Genomic DNA, 18,708 nt, shown 5'->3' with positions numbered 1-18,708 from the left:
GCTACGCCGTCGAATCGCTTGTTAGCCATGAGACGGGCCCGATCGTCTCACCCGCGACACACCACGTTTCCGATGACTGAACCCACATCCACGAGTACCGACAGTACCGCCACCGACCAGCCCGCGACCGAGACCGAAGAGTCAACGCTTGCGTCGGTCTGTGAACAGCTCGAGGCGCTCACTGATCGCGTTGCAGAACTCGAGGGCCAACTCGAACGCAAGGACGACCGGATCGAGGAGCTTGAAGCAGAGCTCACCGAGTACAAGCGCTTTGCCGGTTCGGAGTTCGCGGACGTTCGCGGCCGGATCACCGACGTCGAAGACCAGACCAAAGAGTTAGAGACAACGCTCCAGGAAACGCCCGACGCGACCACTACCGTCGACGTCGAGGAGACCGACTCCCAGACCACGACCACCGAGACACCGTTAGAACGCATCTGTACGCTTCCCGAGCACGTCACCGATCGCGAGCTCACGACCAACCAGAAACGCGCTCGCTTTATCGCACGGGACGTGACGGATTACGCTGAGAAGGCGCCTGCTGGACTCGTGCTCGATAGCCAGACGATCGCGAAGGTCATCACTGCCGCCGAAGGATCGAAGCCTCACACGCAAACTGTGGCCCGTGTCATGAACTTCCTCGAGAAGCTGGGGAAAGACGACGTTGAGCAAACCAAGCGTCGCGGGAAGAAGCTCGTCGTGGTCGACGAAGAAGCGGCCGACCGCTATCACGATCGTTGTGACCAGGATATTGAGCAACCCCCCGCAGGAGGCGTGATGTCCTGACAACGGGACAACAATAAGGCGCATAGCTGACGACAACTACCCCGGGCAAGCCGTCCCGTCCTAGTTCCAACTCCGAGCAGCCTCCTCCCGTTATAGGAGTAGTAGAGGGAGGAAAAACGGTTTCGTCGATTCTATTTTCGGAACCATATCACACCACGGTGTGATTAGATAGTTAGTCTATCTCAACCTTAAGATAGGTTGAGCCCTCTTCAGTAGAGATACCGGTCATCTCGACACTCGATGTGTTGATGAGTTGCAGGAGATCTTGATTGATCGACGAATCCGGGGCAAGGCGGACTGTTACCCGTTGTCCAGTGGCAGTTGATTTTCGATCGATAATCCGTGTTCCTGCCCCTTGCTCTACACAGCGTTCGAAATTCCGCGCGCGTACATTTTCAAACGAAACAGAGGGTAACCACTCCTGCAACCATTTCATTGGTAGTGAATTTACGCTAACCACACATATGCTTTACCAAGAAACAGAAATACTAGAATTTACTAAATATAAGAAGAACGTAGGTTTGTAGCCACTAAACTCACTCCTTTATCATTTGATATCCTAGTTATAATATAACGCAGTACATGAGACGAACGGAGGCCGTCTGATTGGGTCTATTCGACACTCAACTACAGAATCACTAGCAAAGAGATCATAGAAGCGAACTGTCTTGAATTTCCTTCTCCAGATTAGCGCTATGGGTAGTGGGTTTAATCGGAGGGCTGTTTTGGGGGGACTAGGGACTGGTCTTTTCGCTAGCACAGCAGGCTGCGTATCAGATCTTGGATTAACCGATAGAGGTGCTGACTCCGAGGAGTCACTCCCGGATTCAAATCCGGTAAGTGGTACCGTTATCACACAAGGCGGCGATCCGATTACCGACGCAACCATTACAGCAATTCGGGAGGGGGATACCACTATTGCAGACACGACGACCGATCAAGATGGATCTTTCTCGATTGACCTTCGGCGACCAGTGTGGCTCCGAATTGAGCACGAGGAGTATCTAACTGAAATGCAGGCTGTCGGTCCTGGAGAGACAGTTACCCAGACAGTGACTGAACGAGAAGGAGCAGTCTCGCTCCAATTCGCCGGCGATGTGATGTTTGGGCGGCGATTCTACGAGCCAAACCACGATTCACTCTCCCCTCGCTATCAGATTAACCCTGAAACACGGCTTGAAGACCACCGTGAAATACTGCAGGGGATCCAACCCTTTTTGGCAGCAGGCGATATTACCTCGATCAATCTCGAGACACCGCTCACGACTACTGACCTTCGTCATCCTGAGAAGACATTCTCGTACGTCAGTCATCCCGTTGCAGCCCAAGTACTTGCTGAAGCGGGTGTCGAATACACTGCACTCGGCAATAACCACGTTTTTGACGCCCTTGATATCGGATTAGAAGATACAATCGATTCGCTTGATGAGCACGACATTGCCTATTCCGGTGCGGGATTCTCTAGTGACGAGGCATGGGAGCCGGCCTACATCGAAGAGAATGGACTAACAGTCGCCTATATTTCTTGCACAACGATCGTTGGTGAGAGCGTTGACATCGATTGGTCGGCTGACCAGAGTGAGAAGAGTCGACACCGTTTCGAACACAACGGTGAACAACGGACAATTCCTGCTTCGGTTGGTGTTGCAGAGCCAACGACCGATCGTCTTCAAACAGCCGTTCAACAAGCAACGGAGAACGCTGATGCCGTCGTTGTCCAGATCCACGGTGGCGATGAGTATGTACGCGATCCCGATGAGCGAATCCGAACACTAAGCGAAGAAGCAATTGAGGCTGGCGCTGATTTAGTCGTTAATCACCATCCTCACGTAACCGGTGGAATCGAACCATATGAGGATGGGACAATCGCATGGAGCGTAGGTAACTTCGTCTTTGATCAAGAACTCTGGGAAACGCTTGACTCCTATGTCTTTACTGCTCACGTGACTGCAGATGGTGTCGTCGAGACATCGATCGAACCCCTCCTTCTGGAGGGCTATCTCCCGAAAGGTATTATCGGACGTCCGCGAGATCACGTTCTCCAAACTACCGCCGGTCATTCTCCAGACACTGTAGGTCTATCCGAGCATCAACTATGGACGACAGGTCCAGCCCACGTCTCTGACGAGACTCCCAGTACTAACCAGGAACAGCGGTCGTTCGAGGGGACCGAAGCAATCTATACTCAGGAGCAGGGTTGGATCGAAGAAATGTCAATATCGAGTGGAGACGCTCAACTCGGTCGTGATCGCCTTCTTACGGGTGATTTTGAGGACACAACTATCGACGGACAACGTTTTGAAGGTCCCCTGTGGCGTTATGGGCGGGAATCAGACCCCACAATAACGCCAAATACCGGTCACAACGGCCATGCTGGTGCCCGGTTAACTCGTCATGAGGGTAATGAGGATCGAGCACTCTTGTCTCCCCGATACCGCCTCCCGGTTCTGGAGAATGAACAGGGGTATACACTCAATCTACTCTATCAGTATTCCGAGAACGCGAACTTCGAAATTCTCGTTTCCTGGTATGGTGAGAGCCGGGGTAATTCCTTTACAACTGAATCACTCGAACCGGATTCGAGCACTGGAGAGTGGCACCGACTCGTCTGGCATCTCGATCCGCCAACAAACGCCGAATTCATTGATATGTTCTTCTTCTTGGAGCCACCGGAAGAAGGCGGCGTTCGTGAAGTCCTCCTCGACGATATTCGACTGATTGAGTGGGCTGACCCTTCTATTTCCGGTGGCCATCAGTACGATCACCTCTATCTGGACGGAGAAATAACAGCTGACCTCAAGGCCAATCAGCCCTCGGTCGAATCTAATCAGGAAATCAGTTGGTCGCCACTTGCCGAAGAAACGAGCAATCCGGATTCAAGCAGCGAATAAAAAACGGAGTGAAACTAACTCCGTTCGAGTACCGAGTGGAGGAAGATCTTGTCCTCAGACACGCGAGTCAAGGACATCCGCAACTGCCGTAGCAACTTCCTCACCGTGTTCCGCACGCGTTGTTTCGTCCTGGCCAATCCAGACGCCACACCGAGTTGCAAGACGGTTGGCGAGCGTATTATCGCCATCAACACGATGCTCTCCGGTTCCAAGGACTGCACGCTGCTGTGCATCCTTTTCTTCGAGAACGCTGTTTATTGCGTCGCGGATTTCTACCCGGAAGCTTTCCGGTGCCTGTCCACCGATTTGGACGTTCTGGGTACAGGTTCCATGGAACGCGACAGCGTATTCGTACTCCGTCTCTGCCATCTCGGCAAGGAACGGGTACGAGGTATACGACATGTTGTAGGACGGCACGTACCAGCGGATGAATGCACCGCCACCCTTTCGATAGCCCTTGGTCCCCCATAGGGAGACGCCCTCACCAAGGAGACTCGAGACGTGTTCGGCCTGACGATCCGTCTCAGGTTGAACGTCTCCACCGTGTGGTGCAAGGATGATCGCATTCGAACCGGCTTGATCACCGAATTCGATATATTCGTTTTGCTCGCGTGCCTCACTCTCGTCGAGCTCAGGATGGACGACCATCGGATCGACTTCGATGGCCGTCTCGTCCTCGTCGTTGATCGGTGCATCTTGCTGTGGACGCGGGCAGAACAACCGACGATCACCCGTCTGGACCCACGAGGTATTTGCGATGTCGAGCCGGGCACGTCCGGCATCGTTCGATCGAACAAGTTGCTCGCCTTCGTTTTTCTCTTCACGCACCGTATAGACGGCGTACTCGTTTTTCGTGTCCTCGTCGGTACGTCGAAGGCGGATTTGTTCACCAATCGTTCGACCGACCTCACCGAGCAGGTCGCTATCAGCGGAGACGTATGTGAACGTCTCTGTATTGAACTGTTCGTCATCAATCGGATAGCCAAGTGTCGCGCTTGTCTGACTACCCGATCGATCGATCGCTCGAGAGTTGACTGACTGTACTGATTCGTCACGAGCGGAGGATTCGTAGGCATTGACTGCCCCACCCAGTAAAACGGGTGTTGCAACTAACCCCCCGAGGAATCCGCGTCGTGACTGCTTTGAATTGGTCGTATCTTTTGCCATTATATGCGTTATGTGACTGTTTCGTTTGCTCGCTCGATTCGATCCCGTCTTCAAGAGAGCCCCATCGCACAGCACCCTCTCTGCGTAAAACGGGCTAGTGAGGGGGCGGAATCCCTCTCAGATCGCACCCACTCACTGTTACCGGAGACAACCCCTTATTGGGGGGATATATGCCGATCTCTCACGGACCGTCTCCGAGACGGTGGTCCTTCCGAGGGTAGATACCATCACTCTCCGTCGGGATCAGATTTGTTCTCGGCTTGGGGAGATGGTACTGGAGGTCCCGGAAGCTCCTCTCTAGGATACCCACCATCAGTGATAGTGGTGGCCGTATCTCCAACCGTCTGTTGGGACTGAACATCGAGTTGGGTAATACTCTCGCGACGGTCGATCTCAGTTTCGAACTCGCGCATGAATTCCGCGACTGTATTGCCCATCAGAAATGCGGGATATCCAGTCTCAAGCAGCGCATCCAATACTTCTCCAGCACTCTCAACATCGGTATTGTGGATCTCAACCGGGAACTGGGCTTTTCGTTTGAATACCTCAGTCGTCTCGCCACCAACATGCACCGTCTCGAATGCACGCTCGTTCTCCTCGTAGAGCTCGTTGAGATAGTGCAAGAACGAAACCGTCCTTCCACGTCTATCACCCCGCAAGTAGAGAAACGGTGTAACAGGTGTTTCCTCTGTAGCCTCGTTTTCACCCAGGAGAGCCTGACGGACCATCTCGGTCGACTGCACGTCATTGACCTCTGCAGCATTGTACACTTTCCCGTTTGGAAGGTCCGTCCATTCGACACGCATCTCATCACGATATGCTTCCAATGAATCCTCTGTGAGGGGCGCTTCACCGATCGCCGCAAGCACGTGATTCAGTGCATAAATCGATTCGATTCCCGGAATGGATTCGTATTCTTCAGGGACAGTGACATGCGAAACGGTCGCTCCACGCCGATGGATTTCTTCTTCAAGATACGATCGGAGATGTAGATCCCGTTCAGCATTTACGACATGCGTTCCTGCTGGAATCGCACGGACGAGTCCTCGAGCAACCTGATAGCGGTCACTACCAAGCGTCGAAAGATGGTCCTCTCGAACGTTGCTCAGAACGACGACGCGAGCATCTGTAAACGACTGATTGACCATCCGGGTCGTGTATGATGAGATCGCCTGATTCTCGACGACCATTGCGTCCTCAGGGGTATGCTTTCGAAGTTCACGTTCGTTCTCGTATAACGTGACACGATTGCCTCGTTTGATGTCGTACGTCTCTCCCCCATGTTCCGTGACTGGTCGGTTGCCCGTGATCTTCGCGAACGTATTGTAATCACGCGATTGGAGGATTTCGTAGAGCCACTGTGTGAGGCTGGATTTCCCTCTCGTACCTGAAACAACGATTTTCGGGTCGATTTCATCAAGCCGGCTTTGGTGGTGGCGTCCACGAGTGCAGCTCGTCGTAATGGTTTCAATAAGATTCACGATTCGCTGTCGGAGCGGTTCGGTGGTTGATTCGGATTGATTGAGGTTTCTAGATGCCATCTCAAATGTTCACCCCTCGGCTATGGTGCCGTGCAACCGGACGGCGTCGTTGTTCGAGTCGATACATTGCATAGCAAGCCCCGATAACGCTCCCTCCAAGGACCGCTATATGGATCGAGGAAACCGTTGCAAGCGCGCCAACCTCAGTCGGTTCGACAAGTGCACGAGTGATCGCGATTAATGCACTGAACAATCCTGCTGCGAGTGCAGCCGATTCGAGACGCTCAGCCGGTGCGACCATGTGATAATTGTAGGCCCCCACTCCTGCCAGAATCGCTGTGAAATACAGGAGAAATCCAGTGACAGTACTGAGTACAGCCGCAACAACACTGACGTAGAGCATTGATACAACAAGTCCGAGGCTAAGGAGCACACGGCCATACAAGAGTGTCTGTCGATGAATTAGATTGATCGCACCATAGACAACCACAAGTCCACCGAGATATACTGGGATTGTCCACACGTTGGTCAATGCCAGCACAACCAATAGTGGAACAGCGATCAGACCACCAGTTCGAACACCCCACCGTGAATGGGCACTCTCGGAAGCAATCAACCCCGCTAACAGCAAAAGAACGGTTGGCTCCCGAGGCAAGAAGGTTGCTGAGGCAACCGCACCCCGAACAGCCCCGTTGAACTGAGCAATATCGGAGCTGGGTGTGAATAGAATTGATGTCAGTCCAGGACTCACTGATGTTGCGAGCGTCGGATTGACAAGGGCTGCACCAAAGATCATCAGGCCTCCGAGAACACCGAAGCTGACCGCGATATCAGTGAGACGATCTTCTGTACCGATTTTGTGGAAATTATAGGCTGCAATCCCAGGAAGAATTGTCCCAATAAAGGCTATTTCAGCAAGACTATCGAAGAGCGGCCAGATCTCAAAAATGACTGTTGCAACCAATGGGACAGTAACTCCGACCCCTAGACTGGCCAGGAGTAGTTGTCGCCCATGAATCAATGTCCGACTACGGATTAGCCCAACGCCAATATACGCTACTAACGTACTGAGAATAAACACTGGTAATGCTGCAATCGTATAGAGCGAGTAAACAGCTAACAGTGGAACTACAATAACACCCCCTACACGTAGTCCAGTTCGCTGTACAATCCCGATTCCAAGCAGTAGTCCAAGAATTGTAATTGCAACCGCAGCGATCATTCTGTTGTCGCCCTGCGAGATGGTACGCTTGGTCTGAAATAATACATTGGCCCATTGCCACTAATCATGTTCCCTTCCCCTTAAACATCGTATTGGATTCCTACTCTTTGAGTTCCCTTAGTCACCGGGGTTTCTATCACTGAATGTAGGTTGGATAACACCACAGCTAGTCAGATGGTAAGTAATAACACGCGTAGAAATTCATCTAAAAATATTTTTGCGGCGAAAATACTACAATATTATATTTGAACTAGGTCGTTACAGGACCCGATCTCTATATACTTTGACAACTGCTGTCGCAATTGTTTTCCAATCGGTGGTCCGTGCCTCCCACCCTTGTTCTATTTGGATTCCATCTCCGTCTTTAGTGAGCCAATTGACGAAGTTCTCGGAGGAAGTACCCGAGTAAGGACTATCACTATCAGCAAGAGTGATATCATACTTCCCATTAGTCAGTGAGTCTATTTCATCACGCATTCTCTTCTTGAGATCATTGTCCGCATTACCACCAATCACGACTCCTGAGCGGGAAAACCCATGGAAACTCACTGCGTGCGTAAATTCTCGATCGCCAATACTGTCTAGCTTCGGGAACGACCGTCTATCAATCGCTGTTGACGTAATGTGCCATCGGTCATACGCTCCTCCTCCACTGTTGTAACCTGCACATGACCATTCAGTTACGTCTAATGCAGTAGCAACGTATGCTGATTGCGCATCAGTTCGGTATTCGATCCAGCCCCCATGAGGTGCACACGCAACTAGGTCTGACTGCTCCTCATTATCAACGAGTATCTCGACGTATTCATCGTTTTTGTCCGCCATCTCTCTCGTCTCATATTCTGGATGGGGTGCATTCGGATCAACAAATCCAGATGAATTGTTCGTAAAGTCAAGCCGGTCTAATCCGTCTTTACTCATCTCGACTGTAGTCGATTCAAGATTGGTCTCCGTAACTGTATACAACCCGGATTCGTATTTTGTCTCATCATTCTGTCCTCCGACACGTATCTGTCCATTTATTGGTATCTTCAGCGCGGAATGGAGATCCTCGCTGATTATGCAGCGTTCTTGTTGACCCCGCAAGTCACGGTTGTTCTGGCGTACTGTAACAGAGTCTACTGCCTTTGCTCTAGTTGCAAAAGCATTCGAACCAACTGTGAGACCTATTCCTCCTCCTACTGCTTTCATCACCTGCCGCCGTGAGATCGTATTCTTATTAGCCACTTAGAATATCACTATTAGAATACATAAAATTATTTACAACATATATATTATAATGCTGGCTTTCCCAAACGAACGAGGTAAGACATCTCTTCTCAAACTGCTCAAAGAAGTTCTAAAAGGGCGGAATCAAGTAGACGAAGGCTGTAGGAAGAAATCATACCTTCATAGGTCAAAGGCGACTATGCGCTACCACGATCGTTGTGATCGGGATATCGAGCAACCCCCCGCAGAGAGCGTGATGTCCTAACAACGGACCAAGAGGAAGGCGCATAGTTCGAACCAACTACCCCGGATAAGCCCTCCTCTCCTAGTCACAACTCCGAGCAGCCTTACCCTGGTGTAGTAGTAGTGGCGGAGGTCGAAACGATTTTGTTGGTTCTGCCTTCGGAAGTATATCACACCACGGTGTAATCAGTCAGACACTGCCTTGTGCAATGAATCCTCTTCGTATGATCGAAAGTTGCACAAGGCCGTCTAGCAATCGATTCCCATCAACACTTTCGAAGCCATCGACACCTACAGTCCGAACGTTCATATCGATTCAACGACTATCAATAGAGAGAACAGCAATGTCGATCGACCGCGAGACGTTCGAGCGGGCGACTGAGGACGAGCTGAGAGACGTCTCGGTTCCAGACCAAGTTCTCGCCTTCCTTACTGCTCACCGAGATCGAGCGTTCAAGGCCACAGAGATCGCTCGACAGCTCGATCTCGAACCGGATACAGTAAGCACAGCGCTGACTCGTCTGAAATCCCGAGAGCTCGTCGAACACAAGTCCGCCTACTGGGCACTGACAAACGACACAGAGCGATTACAGCATTCAGCGGGCTATGAGCGTGCAACCCAATTGTTCAACGACCAACTCGGAGCAGAAGCAACAGACGACTGGGAAGCACACGCACCGGCCGAACCACATCCAAGCCTCCAGTCAGACAACAATACCGACTCCTCGTGACTGAGTCACCCTCATCCCCTCTCTATGAGCCGGGCGACGTCGTCTATGGGGCCGACCCATTCAAAGGATCAGAAACGGCTCGCCCCTGGCTCATTCTGTCGAATCATGAGGGTAAACCGTTCTACGGTGAGCAGTATATTGCACTGACTCTCACGACACGATCGTGGTTAGATGGATTGATCGAGATCCCCGATATGGCCTGGATTCGCGGTGGAACACCTCGCTCTAGTCGGATCGTCCCCTGGGGTGTTCAGTCACTTGCGCAAGATGATCTCGACCATTGGCAAGGACGCCTCTCAACAGCTCTTACGGATCGTGCTCGGGAAACGCTCACCAGACATCTATAGCGCGTCATCAGCACACGCCGGCAAAGCACCACATGAAGGATGGAATGCACTCCAAGCGGCGGCGACCGCTATTCAGAATCTCTATGCGATTCCGCGCCACGGAGACAGTGTAACGCGAATCAATGTTGGGCAAGTTCACTCACCAAACGCACAAAACGTCATCTCTGACCATGCTTTGATGCGCGTCGAAGTACGCGGTGAAACCGCTAATCTAAATGACTATATGCTTGCTTCTGTCGACCGTATCATCGAACACGCTGCCGGAATGCATGGCGTTGACTATACGACGAGCCTGTATGGGAAGACGACGACCTTTACCGCCGATGATCAGCTCGTCACAACGGTTGCTGACGCCGCTCAATCAACTGATGCTGTCACGACCGTAACTGACCGAGAGGACTTCGGCGCTAGCGAGGATGCGTCCTATCTCATCAAACGCGTTCAATCCGACGGTGGACAGGCGACCTATCTTGGAATCGGCGCCAGCAATCCGTCCGGACACCACACCTCGCGATTCGATATCGATGAAGAGTCGCTTGAGATCGGAGTCAATATAGTCGTCAATACGATCAAACGCCTTTCTGACGTGTAAGTGACAGGATGCTCTATGAGAGTCGCAACTATTTGAACGCGACGGGATCAAGAATGTGAAAGTAATCGACTACTGGACCGATTAGTGGCTATTGACCTACTACAGACCACGTTAGAACGGATCTGTACGCTTCCCGAGTACGTCTCCGATCGCGAACTCACCACCAACCAGAAACGCGCTCGATTCATCGCACAGGACGTGAAGGACTACGCCGAGAAGGCACCTGCTGGGCTCGTACTCGATAGCCAAACGATCACGTAGCATCACTCCGCGGAAGGGTCGAAGCCTCCCACCTAAACTGTGGCTCATGTCATGGACTTCCTCGCAAAACTCGGGAAGGACGACGTCGAACAGACGAAATGACGTGGCAAGAAGCTCGTCGTTATCGAGAAGGAAGCAGCTGACCGATATCACGATCGTTGTGACCGGGATACTGAGCACGCCCCCGAAGAGAGCAGGATGTCCTACCAACGGGATAACAACAAGGAGCAGAGTTCGAACCAACCACCCCACGCACGCCCCCCGCTCCTAGTCACAATTCCGAGCAGCCTTCCCTTGGTGTAGTAGTAGTGGAGGGAGTAGAAACGATTTCTCTGGTTCTACCTTCGGAACCATATCACACCACGGTGTGATCAGTCAGACAATGCCTTGTGCAACGTCGAGACCTTCTCGACGAGTTATGTTGCACAAGGCCCCAGTTTCTGAAACACTCCTAACATAGTTGCGTTCATACTATTCCGCCGGTACGTACCGGGCGTCAGAAGCACGAATATATCTTACAACATTCCGAATCGAGCCATTCACTAGTACAACTACGGCGGTCGGTTTCGGTTATGAAGAATTTGGAATACAATTCTCTCATCCTTATTTTTCTCGACTTAAAGGACCAAATATGTTCGGGGAAAAGCTTAACTGATTGAACTTTCCTTTGAAGATATGCAAAAGCAGTGATCGAAGCGAGGCTCGGTAATGATCCCTAATAAGCCATGGACCGTCGCACGATTGTCATAGTCGGTATCCTCCTTGCAGTCCTGATCCCAATGTGGTTCATTGGGTTACAGGGCGAGCCGCCGTCCGAGGAGATCGAAATCGATCACAGCGTCAGTGAGCTTCGACCGCTGGATGGGATCGTCGATACACCCAATAAGCTCTCTCCGAGTCAGGTGGGCGTGATCGTGTGGGTCGCACTCTTTGGTCTCGTCGGAGTGACGGCGTTCTTCCACCGTTTTATGGACCAAGCCGCCAGACCTACCGCCGAGACCGATACGATTATCACTGACGGTAGCGGTTTCATGGCTCCTTGGATTGAGACCGAGGACCGCTGGATCACTGCGTATCACCCTTCGAGTGACGCTATCGAGGGGCTGATCGCGATGGGCGGATTAACCGTCCTAACGATCATCTTTGCTGCGCTTTTCATGGGTGAATATCTTACGCTGGCACGGACCCAGTATTTTGGCCTTTATGCGTTTGGCATGTTCATGTCACTCACCGGATTGACTGTTTCCTACTACGCTTGGTTCATGCCACACGTTGAGGTGGCCGAACGGAGGGATCACTGATGGAGGAACACACACAACGCAAGATCCTCTCGCGGTCGTATCCGACAGTAGACTCCGGGGAGCATTCGGAGGCCAACACGGGTGATAGCAGCGAAGCCCCTGTCGACGACTGTCCATGTTCTAGGACAGAGACAGCTGAAGCGCCGAGCATCTACAAGGAGTTCTGGCGTGACAACCGGGCGATGATGGAACGACGGGATTATGCGAAAGTGCTGGCGACCATCAGCGGTCTGACCGCCGTCGGCACCCTCGCTGTACCACTCGCGGGTCTGACCCGGGTCTTTGAGCGTTCCTATACCGGGCCCGTCTTCTCCGATGGTGTCGCCCTCGTCGATAGCGAGGGCGAACGGATCGAGGAAGGCCGCTTGGCCGAGGGCGAACAACTGACCGTCTTTCCGGAGCCACGACCGGGTATTGATCAGGCACCGACGCTGCTCGTACGTTTCCCGACGGAGGCCTATGGTGGCGCGACCAAACTCGCGTATACCACCGCCGGCTACGCTGCCTACTCAAAGGTCTGTACGCATGCAGGCTGTATGGTTGCTGACCGTGATGGTGATACGCTGGTCTGTCCCTGTCACTCGGGTCGCTTCGATCCACTTTCAGGCGCCAGCGTGACCGGTGGCCCGCCGCCACGCCCGCTCCCACAGCTCCCGATCACCGTTTCAGGCGGCGGGGAACTAATCGCCGTCGGGGATTTTGATGGCTCTGTCGGGGCAGGAGGGGATGAGTAAGATGGGACGACTCAACCGTCTCTATGGTTGGTTCGATAATCGACTCAATCTCAGCAAGGACCAGGCGTTCCTTGGAAAGGCCTTCCCCGCAGAGGATTCGTACCTGCTCGGGGAAATTGCTGCCTTTTGTTTCTCGTTGCTGGTACTGACGGGCATCTTCCTTGGCTTCTTCTTCGAGCCGAGTACCTCGGACGTCGTATACGAGGGTAGCATCGCCGAGTACCAAGGCGAGGAGATTCCTGAGGCGTTCGTCAGTGTCCTCAACATCACCTATGACGTGCCCTTCGGCATGTTTATTCGGCGAATGCACCACTGGGCGGCTCACTTATTCGTTGCCTCAATCGGATTGCACATGTTACGAGTGTTCTTCACGGGTGCGTATCGCAATCCCCGCGAGATCAATTGGCTCGTTGGGACTGCTCTCGCCGGTCTTGCAATGGGAGCGGCCTACACTGGCTACGTGTTGCCCTTCGACGAGTTCGCCACCACTGCCGCAGGCATCGGTTACAACATCGCCACGTCGATACCGTTGATTGGCGACGCTATCGGTCAGATCGTCTTCGGAGGTGATTTCCCCTCAACTGCAACCGTGCCCAGACTTTTCTTCCTCCACGTCCTCGTGATACCTCTGGCAATCGCCGGTTTACTAGGCGTACATTTCTTCATTTTGATACGCCAGAAGCATACGGAGGCCCCACGTGACGAAGATGTGCGTGGACGCGAGCACGTCGACCGGGACGACGATAGCGTCGTGGTTGGCCTGCCGATGGTACCCAATCAGGCCGCGATCAGTGCCGTCGTCTTCTTCCTGACGCTGGCAGTGCTCTCGTTGCTGGCCGGGTTCCTTCCCGTCCACAACATCGCCGAGTACGGCCCGAACGACCCAGCGAGTACGCCCTCACTGGTCATGCCCGACTGGTTCCTGATGTGGGGGTACGGCTTCCTGAAACTGACACCGTCCTGGATGAGTTTTGACCTGCTTGGGATCCACATCAGTTCCGAGTTCATTGGTGGGCTGCTGTTGCCTGGACTGGTGTTCGTCGCCGTCGCCGTCTGGCCGTTCATCGACTACGAGTCGGAACCGACCCACTTCGGAGCTAACCCCCTAGAGCGGCCCTTCCCTACTGCGGTCGGCATCGCTGGGATCGTCTTTGTGATGCTGGCCTCGATTGCCGGCATGGACGTCATCGTTGCCGATCTCGTTGGGTCGACGACGGCCGCAATCAGGCCGTATCTGACTGCGATGCTGATTATCGGTCCCATCCTCGCCGGCCTCGCAACCTACGCCGTCCTCGGTGGCTTCGACGATAGCGGATGGGCCGGCAGTTTGGCCATTGGTGATGGGGGCAGTGAACGGGGTCGCGTCGACACGTCGAACGAGACACAGCCGACCACCAACGAGGACGACCACCGATCGGAGGACACCCATGAGTAACCACTACGAGGACCGGAAGCGAACACTGTCCGAACGCAGGTACCGCTGGGTGGATCGAGCGAGTAAACTACTCGGAGTCGTCCTGATCGGCGCCGGCCTTCACGTTGGTGGCGCGACCGCGATCGGTCTCACCTTCGCGGCGCTAGGGGTCGTCTCCGGACTGCTAACTGTGTTTATTGATCAACAATGAGTGACAGTAACGACTTCCATGACAACTCGGAATCGGCTACCAGTGGTACCGACACGACACGCCGAGACTTCCTAAAAGGGATCGGTCTTGGTACGGCGCTGGGGGTTACCGGCGTCGGTCTCGCCCAGCAAGGGGAGATGGAGACACTCCAGGTCGTTGACGATCCGATCGGCGACTACCCCTACCGCGACTGGGAGGACCTCTACCGTGAGCAGTGGGACTGGGACTCGACGGCCCGCTCGACCCATAGCGTCAACTGCACCGGTAGTTGTTCGTGGGAGGTCTACGTTCGCAATGGCCAAGTCTGGCGTGAATCGCAGGCCGGCGACTACCCCCAGTTCGACGAGAGCGCACCGGATCCCAACCCACGTGGATGCCAGAAAGGTGCCTGCTACTCCGACTACGTTAACGCCGATCATCGCGTACTCCACCCCTTGCGCCGCACCGGCGAGCGCGGGGAAGGCAAGTGGGAACGGATCTCCTGGGACGAGGCGCTGACCGAAATTGCCGAGGAAGTGGTGAACACGGTCCAGGCAGGGGAGTACGACGGTATCAACGGCTTTACTCCTATTCCCGCGATGAGCCCAGTCTCATTTGCCTCTGGGAGCCGCCTGCTTGACCTACTGGGGGGTGTGACGCTGTCCTTTTACGACTGGTACTCCGACCTGCCGCCGGGCGAGCCCATTACATGGGGCACCCAGACGGACAACGCCGAGAGTGCCGACTGGTATCACGCTGACTACATCATCGCTTGGGGTTCGAACATCAACGTCACGCGCATCCCCGACGCGAAGTACTTCCTCGAGGCGGCCTACAACGACACGAAACGTGTTGGCGTCTTCACGGACTACTCCCAGACGGCGATCCACTGTGACGACTGGCTGAGCCCCGAACCCGGTAGCGACCCCGCGTTGGCGCTGGGCATGGCCCGGACGATCGTCGAGGAGGGTCTCTACGACGAAGCCCACCTGAAAGAACAGAGCGACATGCCGTTGCTAGTCCGAGAGGATACCGGCAAGTTCCTGCGGGCCGCCGAGGTCGACGGTCTCGGTGGAGGGGTCGATGACCCCGAGAAGGTCTTTGTGATGCAGGATGGTGGCGGTGGTCTGCGGACCGCGCCGGCATCTCTAGGTGATCGGGACGGCCAGCACGACGACACGGCGACCATTGAACTCAACTTCGATCCGCAGCTCTCGGTCGATACGTCGGTCTCGACGACCGACGGCCAAGTGTCGGTCCGTTCGGTCTGGGAGAACCTCCAGGACGAACTCGCCCAGTACACGCCCGAGTACGTCAACGAGGTCACCGGCGTCGGCCGCGAAACCCACCAGGAGGTCGCTCGCGAGTTCGCGAATGTCGAACGGGGGAAAATCATCCACGGCAAGGGCGTCAACGACTGGTACCACAATGATCTGGGCAACCGTGCAATCCAGTTACTCGTGACGCTGACGGGTAATCTCGGCCGGCAGGGCACCGGCTTCGACCACTACGTCGGGCAGGAGAAGATCTGGACGTATAACGGCTGGCGGAACCTCTCGTATCCGACCGGCAACGTCCGCGCCGTTCCGACGACGTTGTGGACGTACTTCCACTGTAACATTCTCGAGAACGTCGACGAGGGGACGGCGGAGCTGATTCAGGAGTCAATCGACCGTGGCTGGATGCCGGTATACCCCGCCGAACGAGAGGGCGGCTCCCGTCCCGATCCCAGTGTCCTGTTTATGTGGCGAGGGAACTACTTCAACCAGTCCAAGGGCAACGTCGCCATAGAGGAGCAGCTGTGGCCGAAGCTCGATCTGATCGTCGACATCAATTTCCGGATGGACTCCTCGGCGCTGTACTCCGACATCGTCCTGCCAACGGCCAGTCATTATGAAAAGTACGACCTTTCGATGACGGATATGCACAGCTACGTCCATCCGTTCACGCCGGCAGTCGAACCGCTGGGTGAATCGAAGACCGACTGGCAGATCTTCCGTGAGTTGGCCGCAAAGATACAGGAAGTCGCCCAGAATCGCGGAGTCGAGCCAGTAGCGGATCGCGATTACGATCGCGAGATTGACCTGCAGAGCGTCCACGATGACTTCGTTCGCGACTGGGAAACCGGTGAGGAGGGTGCGCTGGCCGACGATCGCGCCGCCTGTGAGTTCATCCTCGAACATTCCGAGGAGACCAACCCTGAGGACTCTGACGAGCAAATCACCTTCGAAGACATCGATGAGCAGCCCCAGCGTTTCCTCGCGGTCGGTGACCACTGGACCTCGGACATAGAGGAGGGCGAACCGTTCACCGCCTGGCAGCGGTATGTCCAGGATAAACAGCCTTGGCCGACCTTTACCGGCCGCCAGCAGTACTACGTCGATCACGACTGGTTTCTCGACCTCAACGAGCAGCTGCCGACTCACAAGGAGTCGCCGACGCTGCAGGACCGCGAGGAGTACCCCCTGCGGTACAACACGCCTCATGGCCGGTGGTCAATCCACTCGACCTGGCGGGATTCGACGAAAATGCTCCGGCTTCAGCGGGGCGAACCCGTCGTTTACCTCAACCCCGAGGACATGGACGAACGGGACATCCAAGACGGGGACACCGTCCGACTGTACAACGACGTCGGCGAACTGGAGATTCAGGCCAAGCGCTATCCCAGTAGCGAACCCGGTACGGCTCGGATGTACTTCGCTTGGGAGCGGTTCCAGTTCCCCGATCGCAACAACTTCAACTCACTCGTGTCCATGTACATGAAACCTACTCAGCTCGTTCAGTACCCCGAAGACACCGGCGAACACCTCTCCTTCCGTCCGAACTACTGGGGCCCGACCGGCGTCAATAGTGACGTCCGCGTCGAGGTCGAACGGGTCGGGGAGAGCGCCGACGCCGATGCCGACGAGGAATCCGAACGGCCGGCCGTCACCGGCGAAGACGATGGTACCGAAAACGAAACCGGCGACGACAATGCGACTACCGATGGATCGAACAATCTGATCGATGGAATCGGCGGCCTAAAGGGAGGTGACGGCCGATGAGTCAGGCCGGTAATGGCACTGAAGTCGGTCTCGCCGATGGCATCGATCACCAGGTCGCGATGGTGATGGATCTGAACAAGTGCATCGGCTGTCAGACTTGCACCATCGCCTGCAAGACCAATTGGACCGACGGCGGCGGCCGGGAGTACATGTACTGGAACAACGTCGAGACCAAGCCCGGTTCGGGCTACCCACGGGACTGGGAGGAGATGGGCGGTGGCTGGGACGAAGAGGGCGAGGAACGCACGCCCGGCGAGTTACAGAATAAAGAAGAGTACGGCCGCGCCTGGAATTTCAATCACGAGCAGGTGATGTACGAAGGCAGCGACGAGCCCTTGCGGCCGATGGAACAGCCCGACTGGGGACCGAACTTCGACGAGGACGAGGGTGCCGGCGAGTACCCCAACTCCTATTACTTCTATCTCCCCAGGATCTGCAATCACTGCACTCACCCTTCCTGCGTTGAGGCCTGTCCGCGCTCAGCGCTGTACAAACGAGAGGAGGACGGCATTGTCCTCGTTGACCAAGACCGCTGCCGTGGTTATCGCTACTGCGTCGAGGGGTGTCCCTACAGGAAAGTCTACTACAATGCGATGAAGAAGACCTCCGAGAAATGTATCTTCTGCTACCCGCGTATCGAGGGCGAGGGGCCGGAGGGTGAGGTCATGCCACCGTCCTGTGCGGAGGATTGTCCACCTCAACTCCGCCTAGTCGGCTACCTTGACGACGAGGAGGGTCCGATTCACAAGCTCGTTAACGAGCACGAGGTCGCCGTGCGCCTTCATCCCGAATACCGCACGGAACCGAACGTCTATTACATTCCGCCATTCGCACCGCCACAGCACTCCGAGAGCGGTGAGTCAATTGAGTCCGAACGTATCCCCCGGAGCTACCTCGAAGAGCTGTTCGGTCCCGACGTCCACGAGGCACTGAACACGATCGAACGAGAGCGAGCGAAAGTCGAACGCGGTGAAGAAAGCGAGGTCATGGAGATGTTGACGACGACCGACACTGCGGATCAGTACCGTCTGGAGGTGTTCGACTGATGGGATCCGGTACTCGGCCGACGTGCCCGACGGTGACAATACCAGGCTG

At 54.7% G+C, this 18,708-nt stretch carries 16 protein-coding genes and 1 pseudogene; 12 read left to right on the top strand and 5 right to left on the bottom strand.

Annotated features, from left to right (window positions below):
* The first annotated feature begins 72 nt into the window (after positions 1 to 72).
* Positions 73 to 786: a hypothetical protein gene (locus EAO80_RS13480; protein ID WP_122090398.1), complete on the top strand. Its 714-nt coding sequence runs from the start codon at positions 73 to 75 to the stop codon at positions 784 to 786.
* 172 nt (positions 787 to 958) lie between these two features.
* Here EAO80_RS13480 and EAO80_RS20060 read toward each other — a convergent pair whose 3' ends face one another.
* Positions 959 to 1,222, bottom strand: a complete 264-nt coding sequence (locus tag EAO80_RS20060; protein WP_211330714.1) for a hypothetical protein — start codon at positions 1,220 to 1,222, stop codon at positions 959 to 961.
* Positions 1,223 to 1,481: 259 nt separating this feature from the next.
* Between EAO80_RS20060 and EAO80_RS13475 the strand changes: the two genes are divergently transcribed.
* A complete protein-coding gene (locus tag EAO80_RS13475; RefSeq protein ID WP_122090397.1) occupies positions 1,482 to 3,677 on the top strand; it encodes a CapA family protein in 2,196 nt (731 codons plus the stop codon).
* Positions 3,678 to 3,731: 54 nt separating this feature from the next.
* Here the strand turns inward: EAO80_RS13475 and EAO80_RS13470 are convergent, their stop codons facing one another.
* The 4 genes from EAO80_RS13470 to EAO80_RS13455 form a co-directional block, all read right to left on the bottom strand.
* Positions 3,732 to 4,505 carry a poly-gamma-glutamate hydrolase family protein gene (locus EAO80_RS13470; protein ID WP_211330713.1) on the bottom strand — a complete coding sequence of 258 codons (774 nt, stop codon included), beginning with the start codon at positions 4,503 to 4,505 and terminating at the stop codon, positions 3,732 to 3,734.
* 566 nt (positions 4,506 to 5,071) lie between these two features.
* Entirely contained in the window at positions 5,072 to 6,385 is a 1,314-nt protein-coding gene (locus EAO80_RS13465; RefSeq protein ID WP_122090395.1) for a Mur ligase family protein, read from the bottom strand.
* 1 nt (position 6,386) lies between these two features.
* Complete coding sequence (locus EAO80_RS13460) at positions 6,387 to 7,547, bottom strand: poly-gamma-glutamate biosynthesis protein PgsC/CapC (RefSeq protein WP_122090394.1); 1,161 nt, start codon at positions 7,545 to 7,547, stop codon at positions 6,387 to 6,389.
* A 258-nt stretch (positions 7,548 to 7,805) separates the two neighbouring features.
* Entirely contained in the window at positions 7,806 to 8,738 is a 933-nt protein-coding gene (locus tag EAO80_RS13455) for a poly-gamma-glutamate hydrolase family protein (RefSeq protein ID WP_122090393.1), read from the bottom strand.
* A gap of 605 nt (positions 8,739 to 9,343) precedes the next feature.
* On the opposite strand from EAO80_RS13455, the gene EAO80_RS13450 reads away from it, so the two are divergent.
* From EAO80_RS13450 to narH, 10 genes and pseudogenes are all read left to right on the top strand, one after another.
* Complete coding sequence (locus EAO80_RS13450) at positions 9,344 to 9,730, top strand: MarR family transcriptional regulator (protein ID WP_122090392.1); 387 nt, start codon at positions 9,344 to 9,346, stop codon at positions 9,728 to 9,730.
* Complete coding sequence (locus EAO80_RS20825) at positions 9,727 to 10,077, top strand: type II toxin-antitoxin system PemK/MazF family toxin (protein ID WP_122090391.1); 351 nt, start codon at positions 9,727 to 9,729, stop codon at positions 10,075 to 10,077. The genes EAO80_RS13450 and EAO80_RS20825 overlap by 4 nt, the downstream gene beginning before the upstream one ends.
* Positions 10,073 to 10,669 (top strand): annotated as a pseudogene (locus tag EAO80_RS13440) (M20/M25/M40 family metallo-hydrolase); the annotation flags it as partial. The gene EAO80_RS20825 and the pseudogene EAO80_RS13440, both read left to right, overlap by 5 nt.
* Before the next feature lie 84 nt (positions 10,670 to 10,753).
* On the top strand, positions 10,754 to 10,930 hold the full coding sequence (locus EAO80_RS19820) for a hypothetical protein (protein ID WP_162994009.1): 177 nt from the start codon (positions 10,754 to 10,756) through the stop codon (positions 10,928 to 10,930).
* A 725-nt stretch (positions 10,931 to 11,655) separates the two neighbouring features.
* Positions 11,656 to 12,231, top strand: a complete 576-nt coding sequence (locus EAO80_RS13430) for a hypothetical protein (RefSeq protein ID WP_122090389.1) — start codon at positions 11,656 to 11,658, stop codon at positions 12,229 to 12,231.
* Positions 12,231 to 12,965 carry a QcrA and Rieske domain-containing protein gene (locus EAO80_RS13425; protein ID WP_122090388.1) on the top strand — a complete coding sequence of 245 codons (735 nt, stop codon included), beginning with the start codon at positions 12,231 to 12,233 and terminating at the stop codon, positions 12,963 to 12,965. Before EAO80_RS13430 ends, EAO80_RS13425 begins: the two co-directional genes overlap by 1 nt.
* A 1-nt stretch (position 12,966) precedes the next feature.
* Positions 12,967 to 14,400, top strand: a complete 1,434-nt coding sequence (locus EAO80_RS13420; protein ID WP_211330712.1) for a cytochrome b — start codon at positions 12,967 to 12,969, stop codon at positions 14,398 to 14,400.
* The gene (locus EAO80_RS13415) at positions 14,393 to 14,590 is read left to right on the top strand and encodes a hypothetical protein (protein WP_122090387.1); all 198 of its coding nucleotides are present in this window, start codon (positions 14,393 to 14,395) and stop codon (positions 14,588 to 14,590) included. The genes EAO80_RS13420 and EAO80_RS13415 overlap by 8 nt, the downstream gene beginning before the upstream one ends.
* On the top strand, positions 14,587 to 17,613 hold the full coding sequence (locus tag EAO80_RS13410) for a nitrate reductase subunit alpha (protein ID WP_122090386.1): 3,027 nt from the start codon (positions 14,587 to 14,589) through the stop codon (positions 17,611 to 17,613). Before EAO80_RS13415 ends, EAO80_RS13410 begins: the two co-directional genes overlap by 4 nt.
* Entirely contained in the window at positions 17,610 to 18,659 is a 1,050-nt protein-coding gene (narH, locus tag EAO80_RS13405; RefSeq protein WP_122090385.1) for a nitrate reductase subunit beta, read from the top strand. Before EAO80_RS13410 ends, narH begins: the two co-directional genes overlap by 4 nt.
* Positions 18,660 to 18,708 lie beyond the last annotated feature (49 nt).

Source organism: Halalkalicoccus subterraneus, assembly GCF_003697815.1.
Taxonomy (GTDB): Archaea; Halobacteriota; Halobacteria; order Halobacteriales; family Halalkalicoccaceae; genus Halalkalicoccus; species Halalkalicoccus subterraneus.
This window is presented reverse-complemented; position numbering and strand designations above follow the sequence as displayed.